This is a genomic window from Marinobacter sp. G5_S1_61_S3, from assembly GCF_054968585.1.
Genome location: NZ_JBQKUK010000015.1, coordinates 1 through 17,447, shown reverse-complemented (window position 1 = coordinate 17,447; position 17,447 = coordinate 1). Strand labels below are relative to the sequence as shown.

Below are 17,447 nucleotides of genomic sequence, written 5' to 3'. Positions count from 1 at the left end.
ACGATACAGGACAATAACGCCAGATGCTTAACCACAGATCCAAATTATTCCGGGCCTTTGTTCTGGCCCTGCTGATGCCCCTGATGTCTGTTGCTTACGGGCAGGAAACGGAGACCTGGCGACTGAACCTCAAGGACGCCGACATTCGCGCCTTTGTGACCCAGGTGGCCGATATCACCGGCTACAGCTTTGTTGTGGATCCACGGGTGAAGGGAAAGGTGACCGTCCTGTCCAGTGCCCCCATGAACAAGGACGAGATTTACGACCTGTTCCTGGCCGTGTTGCAGGTGCATGGCTTCACCGCCATTCCCGGTGAGGAAGTGATCAAGGTGGTTCAGCAGGTGGACGCCAAACAATCCGCTGAGTCGCTGGAGCGGTTTACGGAGGTACCCTCAGAGCAGCTGATTACCCGTGTTATCCAGATCGATAACGCCAATGCCCTCGAACTGGTGCCCATCCTGCGCCCGCTCGTGGCCAAGTATGGCCACCTGGCGGGGGTGGCGGCCGCCAACGCCCTGATCGTCAGCGACCACTCTTCCAATATCCAGCGCATCGAACAGATCGTGAGAGAGCTCGACAGTCCGTCCAAATACGAGGTGGAGGTGATCCAGCTCGAAGAGGCCTGGGTGGGCGATATGGTCGAGTTGCTGCAGGAACTGGCTCCGGCGGAATTGGGCCAGGGTGGTGGCGATAACGCTGCCCGCAAGTACAGCGTAACGGCCGATGAGCGCAGCAACCGGCTTATTCTCAGGGGGGATGAAACCTTCCGTGACAAGATGAGGGAGCTGATCAGGAAGCTGGACCAGCCCTCAGCCACCGGCGGTACGACCAAGGTCATTCGCCTGAGCCACGCGGACGCGGAGAATCTTACCGAGATTCTCAAGGGTGTCATGGGTGAGGTGGCCAAGGAATCCACTGGGGGCTCAGGTGGTGCTGGCGGCAGTACCGGAAGCGGGCGTAATACGAGCTTTTCAGTGTTCGCTGACGAGGGTCTGAACGCACTTGTGGTACGCGGTGAACCGTCGATGATGCAAGAAGCTGAAATGATCGTTAAGGCTCTGGATGTTCGTCGTGCCCAGGTAATGATTGAGGCGGCCATCGTCGAAATCAGCGATGAACTGGGGCAGGATCTGGGCGTCCAGTTGGCGCTGGGGGATGAATCCGGCGAGTCTACGCCAGTAGCCGGCACTAACTTCAACAACGTCGGCCGAAGCCTGGGCGACGTATTGGGTGCGATCCTTTCTGATTCGGTGATTGCACCGGCCACCGGCGGTATTACCATTGGCGCAGGCCAGCGGAATGAAAACGGCGTTTCCTGGGGCGTGCTGCTGCAGGCTCTGTCGACCTCGGCGGCGGCAAATCTGCTGTCTACTCCCAGTATCATTACCCTGGATAACCAGGAATCCGAAATCATCGTTGGCCAGAACGTACCTTTCCGTACCGGTCAGTCCACTGTCACAGGTGACGGTACAACCAACCCATTTACCACGATTGAGCGTCGCGATATCGGTCTCACCCTGAAGGTGACACCCACTATCAGCGCCGATGGTCTTGTACGGTTGGTGGTGGAGCAGACCACCGAGAATATTGGTGACAGCGTGGAGTCCGCCTCCGATATCATTACCAACAAGCGTGAAATCAAGACCACGGTCCTGGCAGATGATGGCGAAACCATCGTTCTGGGTGGTTTGACAACCGATGATTTGCAGGTGAATAAGAGTAAGGTTCCCCTGCTGGGCGACATCCCGGTGTTGGGGCGTCTGTTTTCCTCCGAATCCGAGCGCCGGGTGAAACGCAACCTGCTGGTATTCCTGCGCCCGACGATCATGCTTGGCAAGGCCGATGCTGTAGCCGCCACGGATGAGAAGTTCCAGAGCCTGTGGGAGATCAATCTCGGTGTGCGCAAGAAGCTGGGCCTGCCAGACCCGGAAAGACCGCCAACGAAAGACTCGCTGTTCCGGCCTCAGCTTGACTGATCGGCCAAGGGGCTGATCTCAGGCTGCCAGTGGCGGCATCGGGCAGTCCAGTTGATCCGCCACCAGGCGGATCAACTCATATTCCGTGGTCTTGATCTCTCCATCCGCAAGCACGCAATGGCCGCAAGCGTCGAGAATTGCCGGTTTTAGCAGCGGCGACAGGGTGTTCAGCACCAAAAGCGCATCCCGCAGATGCTTGATCGACACCGTCTCCAGAAGTTCCGGCTCCTTAGGTCCGTCGGTAAAACCTGCCATCGCCTCAGTGAACAGTCCCTGGCTGTCGATGCCCTGACGAGCACCCGCCCGGGCCATCAGGCTGAACAGCACTTGCAACTGGTCGGTTACTGTCCGGTAGCTGCGATGGCGTACCGGAACCGGGCGGGCCGAGTCTCCCGCCAGGTGGCGGCGAAGAAAGGTATGCATGGCCAGTTCGTAGAGGCTCAGTCGGTTGTCTGCCCTGATCAACACCTCCGTACACGACATTAACTGGTTGCGCTCATCCGGATCGAGCTTTCTCAGGGCCGGCATGGCCAGTTCCAGCGCCGGGAATCGTACTGCCTCGCCCAGTGAGGTAAGGGCGGGCAGCAGTTTGTTCAACAGGTCGGCGTTGGGCGCAAAGAGGGCGTTGGCGGTGACCAGCGCCAGTCGTTTCTGTTGCGATGACTCAGGAAGCTGGTAGATCAGTAGCGCATAGCACAGCTGAATGGCGCCGGCCCGGGTGTAAAGCAGGTTGCGAAATGTTGATGGCAGTCGGTTGAGAAGGTCCACGGCGTAGTCTTCGCTGCGTTTGTTGACGGTGCCTACCGTCGTTGAGATATCTGCCGATGGCCGGGTGTTCAGGGGCGATGTGGAGGCGCGAGGGCTGGCTGCGCTGAAGCCGGAAACCGCTCCATGGGCCGTATCTGCACTGGTTTCGGAGGTTTGGAGCGAGCCCATGGATCGAAGGGCACTTCCCGGTTCGCTGTCTCTAAGCCTGCTGCGAAGGCGGGCAAACATACCCGGCTGGATGGCTTCGATACGCTCCTGAACCGGAGGGTGGGACGCCAGCAATGCTGCAAATTTCATGCGTGCGCTTTCGCCAAAACACATGTGGTTCATGTCACTGGCATGGCTGGTGGTGTCCAGATAGCCCCCTTTGAGGCCAATCTTGAACAGCGCGCCGGCAATGCCTTCGGGGTTACGGGTGAATTGTACCGAGGAGGCATCCGCCAGCATTTCCCGTTGCCGTGATACCGCGGACTGAATCAGTCTTCCGAAGAACACGCCCACATAGCCGATTACCAGCAGCGCCAAACCTACCAGCCCGAAAACAGCCTGGCCCCGACGGTCACGGGATGAGTGGCTGGATACATGGGAGCGGTAGAAGGATGCCCTGAGCAGGAAGGCGCCGATCTGTCCGATCATCAGGATGCCGGCCAGGATGGCGATCAAACGGACGTTCAGACGCATATCGCCGTTGAGAACATGGCTGAACTCGTGACCAACGACGCCCTGGAGCTCATCACGGGTGAGTTGTGTCAGGGCCCCATGGGTCACCACCATGACCGCCTCGCCGGGCGTATAGCCGGCCACAAAGGCGTTGATGCCGGTTTCATGATCCATCACGTAAAGATCGGGCACACTGATGCCGCTGGCGATGGACATTTCTTCCACGATATTGCGAAGCCTACGCTCGTCGGTGTCCCTGGTGGCGGGGTCAATCGCACGGGCGCCGACCATTTTTGCAACACGCTCGCCACCGCCCGACAGGTCCGCCCAGCGGATCAGAGAGCCAATACCGATCAGGGCAACGACCGCTATCGCTGTATACAGCCCATGGCGGCTCAGTAGCCAGTCGGCAAACGCCAGCCCGGTGTATTCGCTGCGGGTTACCAGATAACCCACCAGGCAAACCAGGAGCGTGATGATCACGACCGCGGCTAGAAACAGAGCCACCAGCAAGCCCGTGTTGCGACGGGCGCTGGCCTGGCGCTGGAAAAAACCGGGATGTGCCATGGCAACGGGCCTCAGAAGGCGACTTTCGGCGCCTGACGGGCCTCAGGAGATTCCAGCTCCAGCTGGGAGGAAGGTTTGAAAGCGAACAGTCCGGCCACGATGTTGTTGGGGAACTGTTCACGGAAGATGTTGTAGCCCATGACGCCATCGTTGTAGGCCTGGCGGGCAAAGGAAACCCGGTTCTCTGTGCTGGAAAGCTCTTCCATCAACTGCTGGATGGTTTCGTTGGCTTTAAGCTCTGGGTAGTTTTCCGCCACGGCGTAAAAGTTGGCGAGCGCTTTAGAGAGCATGTTCTCGGCGCTTCCCAGGCGCTGGATTTTGCCTCCATCTGCTGGGTCGCCCGCAGCGTCCTTCTGAGCGCTGACCGCATTATTCCGGGCTTCCATCACTTCGGTAAGGGTGTTGCGCTCGTGGGAAAGGTAGGCCTTGGCCGATTCCACCAGGTTGGGAATCAGGTCGTGGCGGCGCTGGAGTTGAACATCAATCTGGGCAAATCCGTTTTTGAACTGGTTTCTCAGGGATACCAGGCGGTTGTAGATAAACACGATGTAGACAACAACGACTGCAATAACAATCAGGCCGATCAGTGTGGTTCCCATGGGCGGCTCCTTGCGTTCCTGGTGGGGTGACTCAGTGGTCAGACATTATTTTCGACAATTTTGTTGTGAAAGCTAGCAACAAATACCTCGAAATCGTGGGGTTTGAGCGGCTTGCTGAAGTAGTAGCCCTGGGCCAGTTTGCAGCCACGCTGCGCGAGGTAGTATTCCTGTTCAGCGGTCTCAACGCCTTCGGCCACCACCGTCAGATTCAGACTCTTGCCAAGGTCGATGATGGTGTTGGCAATGCGGGTGTCTTCCTCGTTGACAAGCAGGTCATGAATGAACTGCTTGTCGATTTTCAGATGCTGGACCGGCATGCGCTTGAGGTAGGTCAGGGAAGAGTAACCGGTACCGAAATCATCCACCGCTATGCTGATGCCCGCTTTATGCAGGCGTTTCAGCTTCTTCACGGCGTCTTCCAGATTGGTCATGAAACTGGTTTCGGTCACTTCCAGTTCAAGACGTCCGGCGGGGATGTTGTGGCGTTTCAGGGTATCCAGAATCTCGTCCACGATGTGGTTCTGACGTAATTGTACCGCTGAAAGGTTGATCGCAATGCGCAGGGGCATGCCGTCTCTGGCCCAGCGCGCCGCCTGCCAGCAGGCCTGGTCCAGAACCCACTGGCCGATTTCCACGATACTGCCGTTCATCTCGGCCACCGGTATGAAGTGATCCGGTGGCACAAGGCCCTTCTCTGGATGTTCCCAGCGAATCAGCGCTTCCGCCCCGATAATCCGGTGGGTTTCCAGGTTGATCTGTGGTTGGTAAACCAAGTGGAACTGCTGGTTGTGGAGCGCGATGGAGAGATCTTTCTCAAGCTGTTTGCGTTCACGAATTTCCTGGTCAACGCTGGCAACGTAGAACTGGAAATAATTGTGTCCGCCTTCCTTGGCCAGGGCCATGGTTTGTTCGGCGTTTTGCAGCAACCTGTCGGCTTGACTCGCGTCTCCTGGAAACAGGGCGATGCCGAGGGTGGCGGTCATGGTGATGGTCTGGTCATCGAAGATCATCGGGCTGCTTAGGGTGGCCAGTATACGGTCGGCAGTGTCAGCCGCCTGAAATCCGTCTCTCAATCCCTTCTCCACCACAACAAACTGATCGCTGCCCAGTCGGGCGATGGTAAAGCGCGTACCGCCGAGCTTCTGCGTAAGGCGATCGGCCACGGTTTGCAGGATCATGTCGCCGGTGCGGAAACCGCACTGCTCGTTGATGGACTTGAAGTCATCGATGCCACAACAGATCAGTGACAGGACCAAGTTGTCCTCGCTGGCGTCTGCAATATCGGCCTGGAGCAACTCCATGAAGGTGTCTCGGCTGGGCAGGCCGGTTAGCTGATCGTACCTTGAGAGCCGGGTAACACGATCTTCTGCTTCCCGGTGGCGGGTCTGGCTGTCGCCAATCGCAACCAGGAGGTTGTTGGTGGCGTTGACCCAAAGGCCCAATTCATCTTTCTGATGGCCGTGAGGCAGGTGAATCAGATTGTCATCGGGGTGATCCGGGTTGACCTGTTTAACAGAGCGTACAATTCGTAGCAGTGGGCGCGTCAGCAGTAGATGGAAAACCACAAACAGCACCATTCCGAGAATGACGGCAATAGCGATGCCGGAGGCGAAGGTGATGGAGGCGCGCTCAAGCCAGGTTCGGGCAGCCGGACCGGTGTCGTACCTTAGCTCAAGGTAACCGTAAACATTGCCGGTGCCAGTGTCCCGGGAAAGCTCTTTGCGATAGTAACGTTCAGATTCAAAAATCGGGTCCGTAATCCGGCGGGAGGCGCTTTCCTTTAAAGGGCGGTTACGGCTGCCGAGAGGTTCGCCGTCGGGGTGGGTAATGCGTGCGACACGCATGGCTTCCTGAGCAAAGAGGCCGTCGACCACCTGTTGGGCAAGGTCAGCATCGATACTGAAAACGGCCTGGGTTGATGCGTCCTTGACCAGTGCCATGGTTTGCCGCGCCTGATCATCGAGAGACTGCGATACCCGTCCGGCATCAAGGATGACCTGCACGGTGCTGACGATGACCCCACTAATTAACGCCACGGCGAGTACCCATCGCAGCACCCGGTACCCCAGGCGATGTTCTACCTCATAAGAATTTTGCATGGAGGCCTGTTTGATTCGTTCCAACTGAATGAGACCCGGTATCGCTCACCTGGGGCAAAGGGGCTCTCGGCTGACATATTCTTTTTCAAGTATGGTTCAGTTTTTACCTACTGTACCCAGTATCGGCAATTCTTCCAGATAATTCAGGCTACGGGTGTATCAATTTGTAAGATCGTTTGTATCACAGATACGAAAACGCCCGCGAAGTGCGGGCGTTTTTGCGTGGTGCGCCAGGCATGGCGCGTAGCGCCTTGACGGCGCTGTTCCGGTGCAGGTGGTGCTGGCCGGATGACTTGGGGGTGCAAGTCCCCTATGGGCCCGGTAAGGGGAACCATTAGCCGGACGGCAAGGGTGTCCATCGCGAGGTGGAATCTGAAGGAAGCCGCAGGCAAAACACTGGCCCGACGAACAGGAATCGCATGAGGCGGTCACACCGGGTAAGGCGGCCATTATCGTCAAAGCCCGATACTTGCACGGAAGGTGTGGACGTAGATGCGGCGGGCATAAGTGTGAAGGTCACGCGTCTTACCCTGGGAAGTCTGGTTCTCTGCCATGGTGCTACTCACCTCGTGAGGGGTGGGGATGGGGAGCCAGAACTCAGCTGAGGTCATAGTAGGTGCGTCACCGCGCACTGAAGGACCGAACATGGTTGGCCGCTAGTAGGCGACGAGTTCTCGTAGTGTGCTTATGAAGACAGAAGCGACCCGGATGGGTCAGGGCATTCAGAGAGGCGCCGGACGGTATCCGGCAGAGACTGAAGCCCGTGTCGAGGCAGACACGGAGGCTCACTCGTGGACGAACGCGGAGCCGAACACGCTGATGGAGCAGGTGCTTGAGCGCCAGAACCTGATGCGTGCGTATCAGCGGGTGGTGTCTAACAAGGGTGCCGCTGGTATCGATCAGATGCCGGTGACAGCCCTGAAAACCCACTTGCAACAGCACTGGCCAACGCTGCGCGAGCGGTTGTTGTCCGGAGATTACCATCCTCAACCGGTACGCCGGGTCAGTATCCCCAAGCCGCAAGGCGGGGAGCGGATACTGGGTATCCCGACGGTTCAGGACCGCCTGATCCAACAAGCGCTTCATCAAGTGCTGAGCCCGATGCTGGAGCCGAACTTCTCGGACCACAGCTATGGGTTCCGCCCCGGTCGAAGTGCCCACCAGGCGGTCAAGGCCATGCAACGGCACATCAGCGACGGCCACCGCTGGGTGGTTGATCTGGATCTGGCCCAGTTCTTTGACCGGGTCAATCACGATGTGCTGATGAGCCTGCTGGCTCGTCGCATCACCGACCGCCGGATACTCACCCTGATCCGTCGTTACCTGCAAGCCGGCACGCTGGACGGTGGGCTGGTCAGCCCGAGACGGGAAGGGGCACCGCAAGGCGGCCCCCTGTCCCCCTTGCTCTCCAATGTGCTCCTGACCGAACTGGATCGGGAGCTGGAGCGGCGGGGACACCGGTTCTGCCGCTATGCCGACGACTGCAACATCTACGTCCGCAGCCAACGGGCCGGTGACCGGGTCATGGCCAGCATCACCCACTATCTGGAAACGCACCTGCGCCTGACGATAAACACGGCGAAGAGCGCCGTGGATCGCCCTTGGCGTCGGAGCTTCCTGGGTTACAGCGTGAGCTGGCACAAAAGGCAGGTACGATTGAGGATCGCCCCCAAGAGCCTGAGGGCTTATCTGGCCAAGCTGCGCCCTCTGCTTAGACGGTCACGGGGGCAGTCGTTGACAACGACTATTCGGAAGCTGAACCCGGTGCTGCGAGGTTGGGCGAATTATTACCGCCTGACCGACACAAAGCGCTCGGTAGAAGCTCTGGATGGTTGGATAAGGCGGCGACTCCGTCTGATTCTGTGGCAGCAATGGAAGCGGACCCGCACGCGGGCTCGCAACTTGATGCGGCTGGGTCTGACTGAACCGAGAGCCTGGCAGAGTGCAACGAATGGGCGTGGACCCTGGTGGAATAGCGGCGCTTCGCACATGAACGCCGCCTTACCTAAAAGGGTATTCGACCGCCTGTCTCTGGTAAGCTTGCTGGATACGATGGCCCGGCTTCAGAGTCAGCCATGAACCGCCGTATACGGAACCGTATGTACGGTGGTGTGAGAGGACGGGGGAGGTGACTCCCCCTCCTACTCGATCAGGTTGTGGCCTGCAAGGTATCCGAAGCGCTGTTATGCCAGGTTTTCGTTGACGAAATCCCAGTTAACCAGTTTCCAGAACGCTTCCAGATAATTCGGACGGGAATTGCGATAGTCGATGTAGTACGCGTGTTCCCAGACGTCGACCGTCAGTACCGGCTTGTCGGCGGTTGTCAGCGGCGTTTCGGCATTGCTGGTATTAACAATGGCAAAGCTGCCGTCGGCCTTCTTCACCAGCCAGGTCCAGCCTGAACCGAAGTTGTTGGCGGCCTTGTCGTTAAATTCTTTCTTGAAGTCTTCGAAAGAACCAAAGGCTTTTTCGATCGCGTCCTTGGCTGCTCCTGTAGGCTCACCACCACCGTTCGGGCTCAGGCAATGCCAGTAAAAGGTGTGGTTCCAGACCTGGGCAGCGTTGTTGAACAGTGGGCCGCTGGCGCTCTTGATAATGTCTTCGAGCGATTTGTTGGCGTTGTCGGTGCCTTCGACCAGACCGTTGAGCTTGGTTACGTAAGTGTTGTGGTGCTTGCCGTAATGGTACTCAAGAGTCTCCTGAGAGATGTGTGGTTCCAGTGCGTTCTTTTCATAGGGCAGTGCGGGAAGTTCAAATGCCATGAGGTCGTTCTCCCTGATTCTCTCTGTTTATGTGTATGTAAGCCATTATTAAATATAGGGGCGCTTTGAGTTATATCAACCCCTTGTGTGCACCCTGCCTACTGCTCGGACAGGGTGCTTTTAAACTCTGGACAACCGGGTAAAAACTGGGCGCAGTTCTTTACCCGCCAGACCAATTCTTCGTAGCTGTCCGCCAGAACGGTCACATGGCCAAGTTTCCGGCCCGGGCGCTCGCCTTTATTGTAGAGGTGTACATGAGCGTAAGGCAGTTCAAGGATTCGTTCAATGTCGCCATGCTCGGCAATAATGTTGATCATGCAGCTGACACCGCGAGCGTCGGTGCTTCCCAAGGGGTGGCCGCTCACGGCGCGGATGTGGTTCTCGAACTGGCTGGTCATGGCACCCTCGATGGTCCAGTGCCCAGAGTTGTGGACCCGCGGTGCCATTTCGTTGGCGACCAGACCTTCGGCGGTTTCAAAGAGTTCAAGCGTTAGTACGCCGACGTAATTCAGTTCGTTCAGCAGCGCCTTGATGTAACGTTCTGCGTCTTCCTGGACATGTTTTTCCAGCTTTGGTGCCGGAGCAATGGAATAACGCAGGATGCCTTCGTGATGAGCGTTTTCCGCCATCGGATAGAAGGCCAGTTCGCCATCCTCGGCACGCACGGCAATAATGGAGACTTCGCGGCGAAACTCGACGAATTTCTCGACGATCAGACGCGGATGACCAATGGATTTCCAGGCCTCTGCTGCGTCTTCCGGTGAACGAAGAACTGCCTGTCCCTTGCCGTCATAACCTTCGGTGTTGGATTTGGCAACCACCGGGCAACCGAGTTCTTCGGCAGCGGCCTGCAATGACTCTGCGGTGTCTGCAATTCTCCATTCTGGTGTGGGAATGCCAAGCTCGCCAAAGAGCGTCTTTTCAGCTTCTCGATTCTGGCAAACCTGCAGCGCTCGGGGGCAGGGGTGAACCGGCTTTTCTTTGGCAATTCGCTCTGCTACGTCCACCGGCAAGTGTTCGAACTCATAGGTGACCCGATCTACCCGGGAAATGAGGTCGTCCAGGTATTGACCGTCTCGATCAATAATCACTTCACCCAGCCCGGCACTGGGATTACCTGACATATCATAGAAAACAAACGTCTTGGCCAACGGGTAGCCAGCCAGAGCCAACATCCGGCCAAGCTGACCGGCCCCTAAAACACCAATTCTCATTCGTTGTCTCCTGCCTTTAATTAGGCATCTGCATTAGTTCGGGGAGTGGGTGGGGGATGCTTTCCAAAACTGTGCGGAGCCATGGATGGCGGAGCCCAAGCGCCACATGGATGTGCCGCAAGGAGCGTGTTTTGGAAAGCATCCCCCACCCGCTCGTACACCAAAGTCCGATTCCTGATTATTGATCGCTGGGATCAGGATTATCCAGGATTGTCTGTGTCTGTGTAGCGCGAAACTCATCGACCGCTATACGGACATCGTCCTTGAATGTACCGATAATCTGAGCCGCCAGCAGGCCAGCGTTAGTGGCACCGGCTTTACCAATTGCCAGGGTGCCAACCGCAATGCCGCCGGGCATTTGTACGATGGACAGCAGCGAATCAAGACCGTTGAGTGCTTTGGACTGGACGGGAACACCAAGGACCGGCAGTGACGTTTGTGACGCGACCATGCCAGGCAGGTGAGCAGCACCGCCCGCGCCTGCAATGATCACCTTCAGGCCCCGATCAGAGGCAGTCTTGGCATAATCAAACAGCAAATCCGGCGTACGGTGGGCAGAGACAACCTTCGTCTCGTAAGGCACGCCCAGCTTGTCCAGCATCTCGGCGGCGTGTTCCATGGTGGGCCAGTCAGACTTCGAGCCCATGATGAGTCCTACAAGCGGCTGCATATGCAACAGTCCTGATATGTGAGAAAGCCGGACATTGTATGTAAGGCCCCGTGGCCATGCAAACAGTCGATGGCCAAGGAGCGCATACTGTCAGCTCTCCAGGCCGTCATTTTGCTGAGTCGCAAGGTACGGGTATTATCGTGCTTTATTAACGTTACCGTCCATATACCGGAGCTGTTATGGAACCAATCCGTCCAGATGATGATGAAGTACGTACCGGCGTGCCCGGCAATAAAGTGGAAGAGCGCAAAAAACGCCAAGCACCCGTGCCAGAGTCGGCCGGTAATGGCGGCCCGGGCAAGCCTGCTGGAAAACGCCGGAAAACATCTGGCGGTGGTGGTTCGGGCCGCAGTGCAGTGTTGTTGATCGCGCTGTTGATTGTTGCCGGAGCGGCGGGCGCTGGCTGGTATCAGCAAGAGCAGCGTATACAGGCACTGGAAGGTCAGCTGGAAGAAGCGGATTACTGGGCGCGCCAAAGCAAACTGGCGCTGGCCCGGTTTGAGGGGGAACTTTCCGAGACCGGCGAGAACCTGCAAGAGAAAGGGCAATCCATTGAAGACACGCTGGCGTCCCACAAGGAACGCCTCAATACGGCTGACAGCGAGATCGCCAAGCTGTGGGGGGTTGCTAATGACCGCAACCGCAAGCGGCTCGACGACCACCAGGCCAGGTTGGAATCTTTGAGGTCAGATGTGGATAGCGGCAACAGCCAGCGGGAAGCATTGTCTGCCTCGGTCAAGGAGCTGGAGGCAACGGTGTCCTCCAGGCTGGACAAGGTTCAATCGGACTTTGAGCGGCAGCTTACCGCCGTTCGCGAAACTGGCCAGGAGAATGCCTCACAATTGACGAAGCTGGATGAATCCCTGGCCGGAGTGGACAAGCTGGTGGAGCGCCAGCTGTTGCGTTTCGAGCGAGAGCAAAACCTCACCATTGATGGCCTGGAAAGCCGTATTGCGGCGTTGGAAAAGGCCACCAATAACCTGTCCAGCGGCAGCCAGCTGGATGCCGTTCGCAAAGATCTGGCGGGGCTGAGGGAAACCGTGTCTTCGATTGACTCTTCGCGGGCGCAATTAACCTCAAGGCTGGTTCGCCTGTCGGAAGAGGTCAATGATCTGCGCTCGCGGATGTCCGGCCAATAGAAGGCGGCTGCGAACGGGTAAGCAGGCACAGCAGGGCAGGCAGGGCCTGCTGTGCTTTGTAACAGTTTGTATTCATCCCTTGCGGTAGCTCTCAGTTCCGCGAGATTGCAGTTGTTATGATCGGGACAACTCGCGAAAGGATGAAGAGTGCACAACAATGACAACCCGATTTCTTTTTCCCGGTTTTCCCCGGCCACTGGCGGCCGTATTTGTGGCTTTGCTGTTGGTTTCTGGTGCCGGCTGCACGGTGTACCAGTCCATCGGTAAAAGCGTTGGCTCGTTTTTGCACCCGGTATCCGGGCACGATTTCGTTCATATCGGCAATGATGAGTGGGATCGCAGCAATGCGGTTCTCTATTTCTACCGCACCCATTCCCAGTGGGCTGCGGACGAAATCGAGGCGCCAAGCGTTTACATAGACGACCACCACTATTTCAATATTCGAAACGACAGTTTTACCTGGCTTGAAGTTGCCCCTGGCGAGCGGCATATCGCCATCCGCCGGCCACTGCTGGGGCTTGAGGGGCTCAATTCGTTCAGCCTGAGCCTGATTGCAGACGCCACGCTCAAGGTCGAACCCGGGAGGGTGTATTACCTGCGTTACAATGAGTTGCAAGAGCCGGAGAGCAGCCATCCTGAACTCGCCGAAGACCACCCCCTGAGGTCTGGCGACTTGCAGCTCGTGACCCGTGATTACGCCATGCAGGCCAAAGAAATTGTCTCCACGCGTTTTCTGAATAGTGATTTGCTTGCCCCTAATCACGCTGCGACCTCCATTGTTGAGGTGAATGAGGACGCAGACTACGAGCGCAATCTGGTTCTTCTGGAAGAGGAGCGAGCGGCTGAGATCGAGCGCCTGAGAGAGCAGGGGAAGTATGACGAAACGCCTTGGTACTGGCCCTTTGGCGGTGGCCCTACGGTGCCTCTTGAAAGCGATCGTCGATTGCGGGAACTGGAGCGGGAGTATGCGGCGTTGGAACAGGAGCGGGAGCGTCGGGAAGAGGCAGAATCCGGTGGCGGTTGGTGGATATTCTAACGTCGCCGATCTGGTGTACTGCGAATTGTTGTTTCCGGTTTCGGTTACTAGACTGTGAGGTGTCCGTATTCAGAGGGTTGCCGGATCATGTCGCTGAGAGATTCATTACAACTAACGTTTCGCCGGCTTTCCGGAGAATTGCTTCCCGAGGCACTGGAAAACGCAGGCCACCGGATAGCTAGCCTCAGAAAACGTCTTGATCATCTCAATTGCTCGCTGGCGGAGCGGGCATTGCCCGCGGATCGAAAGTCGCGTGTGAACGAGCTGTCACTTGATCACAAGGCGAGGAAGGCAGGACAGAAAGCCACTCGGTTGAAGTCTGTGAAGGCGGCAAAGAAAACCGGGAGTGATAAACAGGCTTGATTGAAAATTGTACATTTTTTAACGAGTTGCAGGTTTTTTGAGAAAAACTCCGGAAAAAATTTGACACCGCCAGACAAATGCTTAAAATGCGCGTCTCACTTGGTTGAGACAGCAACGCTGACTCGCCAGTGTGCTGTAAAAGTGGGCGGTTAGCTCAGCTGGGAGAGCATCGCCCTTACAAGGCGAGGGTCACTGGTTCGATCCCAGTACCGCCCACCACTTTTCAGCATCACCGGGCCACCCCGCCCGGTTTCAGGTCCCTAAGGCCGATCAGGCCGGGATTGATGCGGAGCGGTAGTTCAGCTGGTTAGAATACCGGCCTGTCACGCCGGGGGTCGCGGGTTCGAGTCCCGTCCGCTCCGCCATTTTTTTGTTTCCCGATCCCGGGTGGTTAGCTCAGCTGGGAGAGCATCGCCCTTACAAGGCGAGGGTCACTGGTTCGATCCCAGTACCACCCACCATTTTCCCCTTGTTATTTCCCAATCAACGATTGCCCGCAAACCCGAACAACGTTCCCGTTCACGCCGTTTGATGCAGGATTGCAGTACCACGCAATAGCCTCGGCCACGTCGACTGGCAAACCGCCCTGAGACAAGCTGTTCATGCGCCGGCCGGCTTCGCGAATGGTAATAGGCATAGCGGCTGTCATCTGGGTTTCGATGAACCCGGGCGCTATCGCGTTGATGGTCACGCCGTTTTTCACCTGTTTTGCCATCGCCTCTACATAGCCGATCACGCCGCACTTGGCGGTGGAGTAATTGGTCTGGCCAAAGTTGCCAGCAATGCCGCTGATGGAGGAAATGCAGACAATGCGTCCGTTTTCACGCAGCAGCTCCTGGTGCATCAGCTCTTCGTCGATCAGTTCCTCGGCGGTCAGGTTCACGGCAATGGTCATATCCCAGAAGTGCTCGGGCATGTTGCCCAGGGTTTTGTCACGGGTGATGCCGGCGTTATGGATAACCAGGTCAATGCCTTCGAAGTGTTCCTTCACAAAGTCTGCAATCTGCTTTGGCGCCTTTTCGTCTGTAATGTCGCACGCCATCGCCTTGCCCTTGATGGGGGTCATAACCTTTTGCAGGTCTTCCATGGCTGGTGGGATATCCAGGCCAATGACCGTGGCGCCGTCCCGCGACAGGGTTTCGGCAATAGAGGCGCCAATGCCGCGGGAGGCACCGGTTACCAGCGCGACTTTTCCGGCCAGCGGCGCGACTGGGTTGGTGGCGTGAGCGGTCGCTCCCTTACTGATGCGGGTTACCTGGCCAGAGACATAGGCCGATCGGGGCGATAAAAAGAACCGGATGCTGGATTCCAGTTGCTGTTCGGCCCCGGGGGCCATCCAAAGCAGGTTCGCGGTAGCCCCTTTCTTGCCGACTTCCTTGCCGACACTGCGCACGAAGCCTTCCAGAGCCTGGTGAGCGGCGGCCTTGGCGGGTTGGCGGCAGGTGCCCGGGTCCTGGCCTATCACCAGCACCCTGCCGTTGCCCGCCAGCTTGCGGATGGTGGGGTGAAAGAAATCGTAAACCGCTTTCAGATCGGTGGTGTCTTTCATACCCGTGGCATCAAACACCAGGGCGGAGAATTTGCGATCAATGTCCGCGTTCAGGGGCAACGCTTCGGCCTTGTTGCCGCTTTTGGCAGAATCGTTCAGAGTATCCATGGCGCTGGCATGAAAGAGTTTTGCGGCGCTGGCGCCCAGCACCTTTCCAATCGTCGAGATAGCTTTGCTGCTGTTGGCAGCGCCGATCAGCACGTCGCCCTCAATAAACGGCTGGTCCGCGCGCTTCCAGCGTTTCAGGGGAACCGGGGCGGGCAGCCCCAGGGACTGGGCGGCGGTCTTGCCAAACGGAGTATTGACGAACTTGAGATAGCGATCAGACATGGCATTTTCCTTTTGCGAAACGAATATCGGCGTACAGGTTAAAGAATCCGGCCGCTTTTGAATTGACTCAATGCCCTGTTACGGTTGTCAGGGATGCCAATGAGCCGGGCCCGGTTGGCGCTAGACTGCAACGCAACGGATACACTCGTTTAAACAGGACATCATCATGGCACAGGCACCGAAAAGCACCCAAAAGAAAACGTCGACGGCAAAGAAGACCACGGCCGCTAAAAGCGATATCCGCCGGGTTGCCATTATTGGTGGCAACCGGGTTCCTTTTGCCCGCTCCAATACCGCGTATAGCAAGGTCAGCAACCAGGAGTTGCTGACCAGTGCGCTGCGAGGACTGGTTGATCGCTTCGGGCTGGAGGGGCAGCGCCTTGGAGAGGTCGTTGCTGGCGCGGTTATCAAACACTCCAGGGATTTTAACCTGACCCGGGAATCCGCGCTGAGTAGCGGCCTGGCGCCGGAAACACCCGCCTACGATATCCAGCAGGCCTGCGGTACGGGCCTCGAAGCGGCCATTCTGGTGGCCAACAAGATTGCGTTAGGGCAGATCGAGTGCGGCATCGCTGGCGGCACTGATACCACCTCGGATGCGCCGATTGGGGTAGGCGAGGGTCTGCGTGAAATTCTTCTGGATCTGAATCGGGCCAAGACAGCCGGAGAACGCCTGAAAGTGCTCAGTCGTTTTCGTCCGAGCCATCTGAAACCGGAAATTCCGCAAAACGGCGAACCCAGAACGGGGTTGTCCATGGGGGGGCACTGTCAGATTACCGCCCGCGAGTGGTCCATCCCCCGCGACGAGCAGGACAAGCTGGCCTATGAGAGCCATCAGAAACTGGCATCCGCGTATGATGAAGGTTTTTTCAAGGATCTGATGACCCCACTGGCAGGCCTGGAGAAAGACAACATTCTGCGCCCGGACACGACCCTTGAAAAGCTGGCGACGCTCAAGCCCGTATTTGATCGTGAGAACGGCACCATGACCGCCGCCAACAGCACTGCGCTGACGGATGGTGCCTCCTGTGTGCTGCTGGCCAGTGAAGAGTGGGCAAAAGCCAACAACATGGAGATCAAGGCGTACCTGACGTTCTCCGAGGTGGCTGCAGTGGACTTCGTCGACAAGAAGGAGGGCCTGCTGATGGCACCTGCTTACGCCGTGCCACGCATGCTTGAAAAAGCCGGGCTGACGCTGCAGGATTTCGACTTCTACGAAATCCATGAAGCGTTCGCCGCCCAGGTGCTCTCCACCCTGAAGGCCTGGGAAGACCCTGCGTTCTGCAAGGACCGGTTGGGTCTGGAAAAGCCGCTGGGGAGCATTGATCGAAACAAACTGAACGTCAAGGGCAGCAGTCTGGCCACCGGCCATCCCTTCGCGGCGACCGGTGGGCGTATTGTGGCCACTCTGGCGAAGCTGCTGGAAGAGAAGGGCAGTGGCCGTGGCCTGATCTCCATCTGCGCCGCAGGGGGGCAGGGGGTGACGGCCATACTTGAGCGGTAAGTTGGCGAAAAAATTCATTTTTCCCTTTGACAGACGCATCAACGCCCCGTACTATGCGCACCTCGTTGATCGGGGCCTTACCCGGTTAACCACCAGTTTGATGCGGGGTGGAGCAGTCTGGTAGCTCGTCGGGCTCATAACCCGAAGGTCGTAGGTTCGAATCCTGCCCCCGCTACCATCTCAATAAGGGCCGGTCTTTGACCGGCCCTTA

At 57.5% G+C, this 17,447-nt stretch carries 13 protein-coding genes and 4 tRNA genes; 9 read left to right on the top strand and 8 right to left on the bottom strand.

What is annotated here, in order from left to right; translation table 11 throughout:
* Positions 1 to 23: 23 nt before the first annotated feature.
* Entirely contained in the window at positions 24 to 1,976 is a 1,953-nt protein-coding gene (gspD, locus tag ACTRWH_RS15220) for a type II secretion system secretin GspD (protein ID WP_462826558.1), read from the top strand.
* An 18-nt stretch (positions 1,977 to 1,994) separates the two neighbouring features.
* On the opposite strand, the gene ACTRWH_RS15215 is transcribed toward gspD, so the two are convergent.
* The 4 genes from ACTRWH_RS15215 to ACTRWH_RS15200 form a co-directional block, all read right to left on the bottom strand.
* Positions 1,995 to 3,971: a M48 family metallopeptidase gene (locus ACTRWH_RS15215; protein WP_269400030.1), complete on the bottom strand. Its 1,977-nt coding sequence runs from the start codon at positions 3,969 to 3,971 to the stop codon at positions 1,995 to 1,997.
* Positions 3,972 to 3,982: 11 nt separating this feature from the next.
* A complete protein-coding gene (locus ACTRWH_RS15210; RefSeq protein WP_041332466.1) occupies positions 3,983 to 4,570 on the bottom strand; it encodes a LemA family protein in 588 nt (195 codons plus the stop codon).
* Between the two features lie 38 nt (positions 4,571 to 4,608).
* Entirely contained in the window at positions 4,609 to 6,669 is a 2,061-nt protein-coding gene (locus ACTRWH_RS15205) for a putative bifunctional diguanylate cyclase/phosphodiesterase (protein ID WP_421921659.1), read from the bottom strand.
* Positions 6,670 to 7,124: 455 nt separating this feature from the next.
* Positions 7,125 to 7,280: a hypothetical protein gene (locus ACTRWH_RS15200; protein WP_156105454.1), complete on the bottom strand. Its 156-nt coding sequence runs from the start codon at positions 7,278 to 7,280 to the stop codon at positions 7,125 to 7,127.
* Between the two features lie 76 nt (positions 7,281 to 7,356).
* On the opposite strand from ACTRWH_RS15200, the gene ltrA reads away from it, so the two are divergent.
* Entirely contained in the window at positions 7,357 to 8,748 is a 1,392-nt protein-coding gene (gene ltrA / locus ACTRWH_RS15195) for a group II intron reverse transcriptase/maturase (RefSeq protein WP_213479491.1), read from the top strand.
* Between the two features lie 104 nt (positions 8,749 to 8,852).
* Here the strand turns inward: ltrA and sodB are convergent, their stop codons facing one another.
* The 3 genes from sodB to purE all read right to left on the bottom strand — a co-directional run bounded on the left by sodB (position 8,853) and on the right by purE (position 11,315).
* Positions 8,853 to 9,431 carry a superoxide dismutase [Fe] gene (gene sodB / locus ACTRWH_RS15190; RefSeq protein WP_462826557.1) on the bottom strand — a complete coding sequence of 193 codons (579 nt, stop codon included), beginning with the start codon at positions 9,429 to 9,431 and terminating at the stop codon, positions 8,853 to 8,855.
* Positions 9,432 to 9,529: 98 nt separating this feature from the next.
* Positions 9,530 to 10,645, bottom strand: coding sequence for a 5-(carboxyamino)imidazole ribonucleotide synthase (locus ACTRWH_RS15185; protein ID WP_379865390.1), 1,116 nt, complete (start codon positions 10,643 to 10,645; stop codon positions 9,530 to 9,532).
* 178 nt (positions 10,646 to 10,823) lie between these two features.
* Positions 10,824 to 11,315 carry a 5-(carboxyamino)imidazole ribonucleotide mutase gene (purE, locus tag ACTRWH_RS15180; RefSeq protein WP_036210119.1) on the bottom strand — a complete coding sequence of 164 codons (492 nt, stop codon included), beginning with the start codon at positions 11,313 to 11,315 and terminating at the stop codon, positions 10,824 to 10,826.
* 179 nt (positions 11,316 to 11,494) lie between these two features.
* Here purE and ACTRWH_RS15175 point away from each other — a divergent pair, with 179 nt between their 5' ends.
* From ACTRWH_RS15175 to ACTRWH_RS15155, 5 genes are all read left to right on the top strand, one after another.
* A complete protein-coding gene (locus tag ACTRWH_RS15175; RefSeq protein ID WP_091641020.1) occupies positions 11,495 to 12,454 on the top strand; it encodes a hypothetical protein in 960 nt (319 codons plus the stop codon).
* A gap of 157 nt (positions 12,455 to 12,611) precedes the next feature.
* The gene (locus ACTRWH_RS15170; RefSeq protein ID WP_041332469.1) at positions 12,612 to 13,490 is read left to right on the top strand and encodes a DUF2846 domain-containing protein; all 879 of its coding nucleotides are present in this window, start codon (positions 12,612 to 12,614) and stop codon (positions 13,488 to 13,490) included.
* Positions 13,491 to 13,996: 506 nt separating this feature from the next.
* Positions 13,997 to 14,072 (top strand) — tRNA-Val (locus ACTRWH_RS15165).
* Between the two features lie 69 nt (positions 14,073 to 14,141).
* Positions 14,142 to 14,218, top strand: a tRNA-Asp gene (locus ACTRWH_RS15160).
* Positions 14,219 to 14,238: 20 nt separating this feature from the next.
* Positions 14,239 to 14,314 (top strand) — tRNA-Val (locus tag ACTRWH_RS15155).
* An 11-nt stretch (positions 14,315 to 14,325) separates the two neighbouring features.
* Here the strand turns inward: ACTRWH_RS15155 and ACTRWH_RS15150 are convergent.
* Complete coding sequence (locus ACTRWH_RS15150) at positions 14,326 to 15,732, bottom strand: 3-oxoacyl-ACP reductase (RefSeq protein WP_462826556.1); 1,407 nt, start codon at positions 15,730 to 15,732, stop codon at positions 14,326 to 14,328.
* A gap of 166 nt (positions 15,733 to 15,898) precedes the next feature.
* On the opposite strand from ACTRWH_RS15150, the gene ACTRWH_RS15145 reads away from it, so the two are divergent.
* Both ACTRWH_RS15145 and ACTRWH_RS15140 read left to right on the top strand, forming a co-directional pair.
* Positions 15,899 to 17,236, top strand: coding sequence for an acetyl-CoA C-acetyltransferase (locus tag ACTRWH_RS15145; RefSeq protein WP_075196447.1), 1,338 nt, complete (start codon positions 15,899 to 15,901; stop codon positions 17,234 to 17,236).
* 101 nt (positions 17,237 to 17,337) lie between these two features.
* A tRNA-Met gene (locus tag ACTRWH_RS15140) sits at positions 17,338 to 17,414 on the top strand.
* Positions 17,415 to 17,447 lie beyond the last annotated feature (33 nt).

What these genes read in the sequence shown, in the direction of transcription:
- gspD (WP_462826558.1), top strand. Translation starts at nt 24, where the DNA reads ATGCTTAACCACAGATCCAAATTATTCCGGGCCTTTGTTCTGGCCCTG.
- ACTRWH_RS15215 (WP_269400030.1), bottom strand. Translation starts at nt 3,971, where the DNA reads ATGGCACATCCCGGTTTTTTCCAGCGCCAGGCCAGCGCCCGTCGCAAC.
- ACTRWH_RS15210 (WP_041332466.1), bottom strand. Translation starts at nt 4,570, where the DNA reads ATGGGAACCACACTGATCGGCCTGATTGTTATTGCAGTCGTTGTTGTC.
- ACTRWH_RS15205 (WP_421921659.1), bottom strand. Translation starts at nt 6,669, where the DNA reads ATGCAAAATTCTTATGAGGTAGAACATCGCCTGGGGTACCGGGTGCTG.
- ACTRWH_RS15200 (WP_156105454.1), bottom strand. Translation starts at nt 7,280, where the DNA reads ATGACCTCAGCTGAGTTCTGGCTCCCCATCCCCACCCCTCACGAGGTG.
- ltrA (WP_213479491.1), top strand. Translation starts at nt 7,357, where the DNA reads ATGAAGACAGAAGCGACCCGGATGGGTCAGGGCATTCAGAGAGGCGCC.
- sodB (WP_462826557.1), bottom strand. Translation starts at nt 9,431, where the DNA reads ATGGCATTTGAACTTCCCGCACTGCCCTATGAAAAGAACGCACTGGAA.
- ACTRWH_RS15185 (WP_379865390.1), bottom strand. Translation starts at nt 10,645, where the DNA reads ATGAGAATTGGTGTTTTAGGGGCCGGTCAGCTTGGCCGGATGTTGGCT.
- purE (WP_036210119.1), bottom strand. Translation starts at nt 11,315, where the DNA reads ATGCAGCCGCTTGTAGGACTCATCATGGGCTCGAAGTCTGACTGGCCC.
- ACTRWH_RS15175 (WP_091641020.1), top strand. Translation starts at nt 11,495, where the DNA reads ATGGAACCAATCCGTCCAGATGATGATGAAGTACGTACCGGCGTGCCC.
- ACTRWH_RS15170 (WP_041332469.1), top strand. Translation starts at nt 12,612, where the DNA reads ATGACAACCCGATTTCTTTTTCCCGGTTTTCCCCGGCCACTGGCGGCC.
- ACTRWH_RS15150 (WP_462826556.1), bottom strand. Translation starts at nt 15,732, where the DNA reads ATGTCTGATCGCTATCTCAAGTTCGTCAATACTCCGTTTGGCAAGACC.
- ACTRWH_RS15145 (WP_075196447.1), top strand. Translation starts at nt 15,899, where the DNA reads ATGGCACAGGCACCGAAAAGCACCCAAAAGAAAACGTCGACGGCAAAG.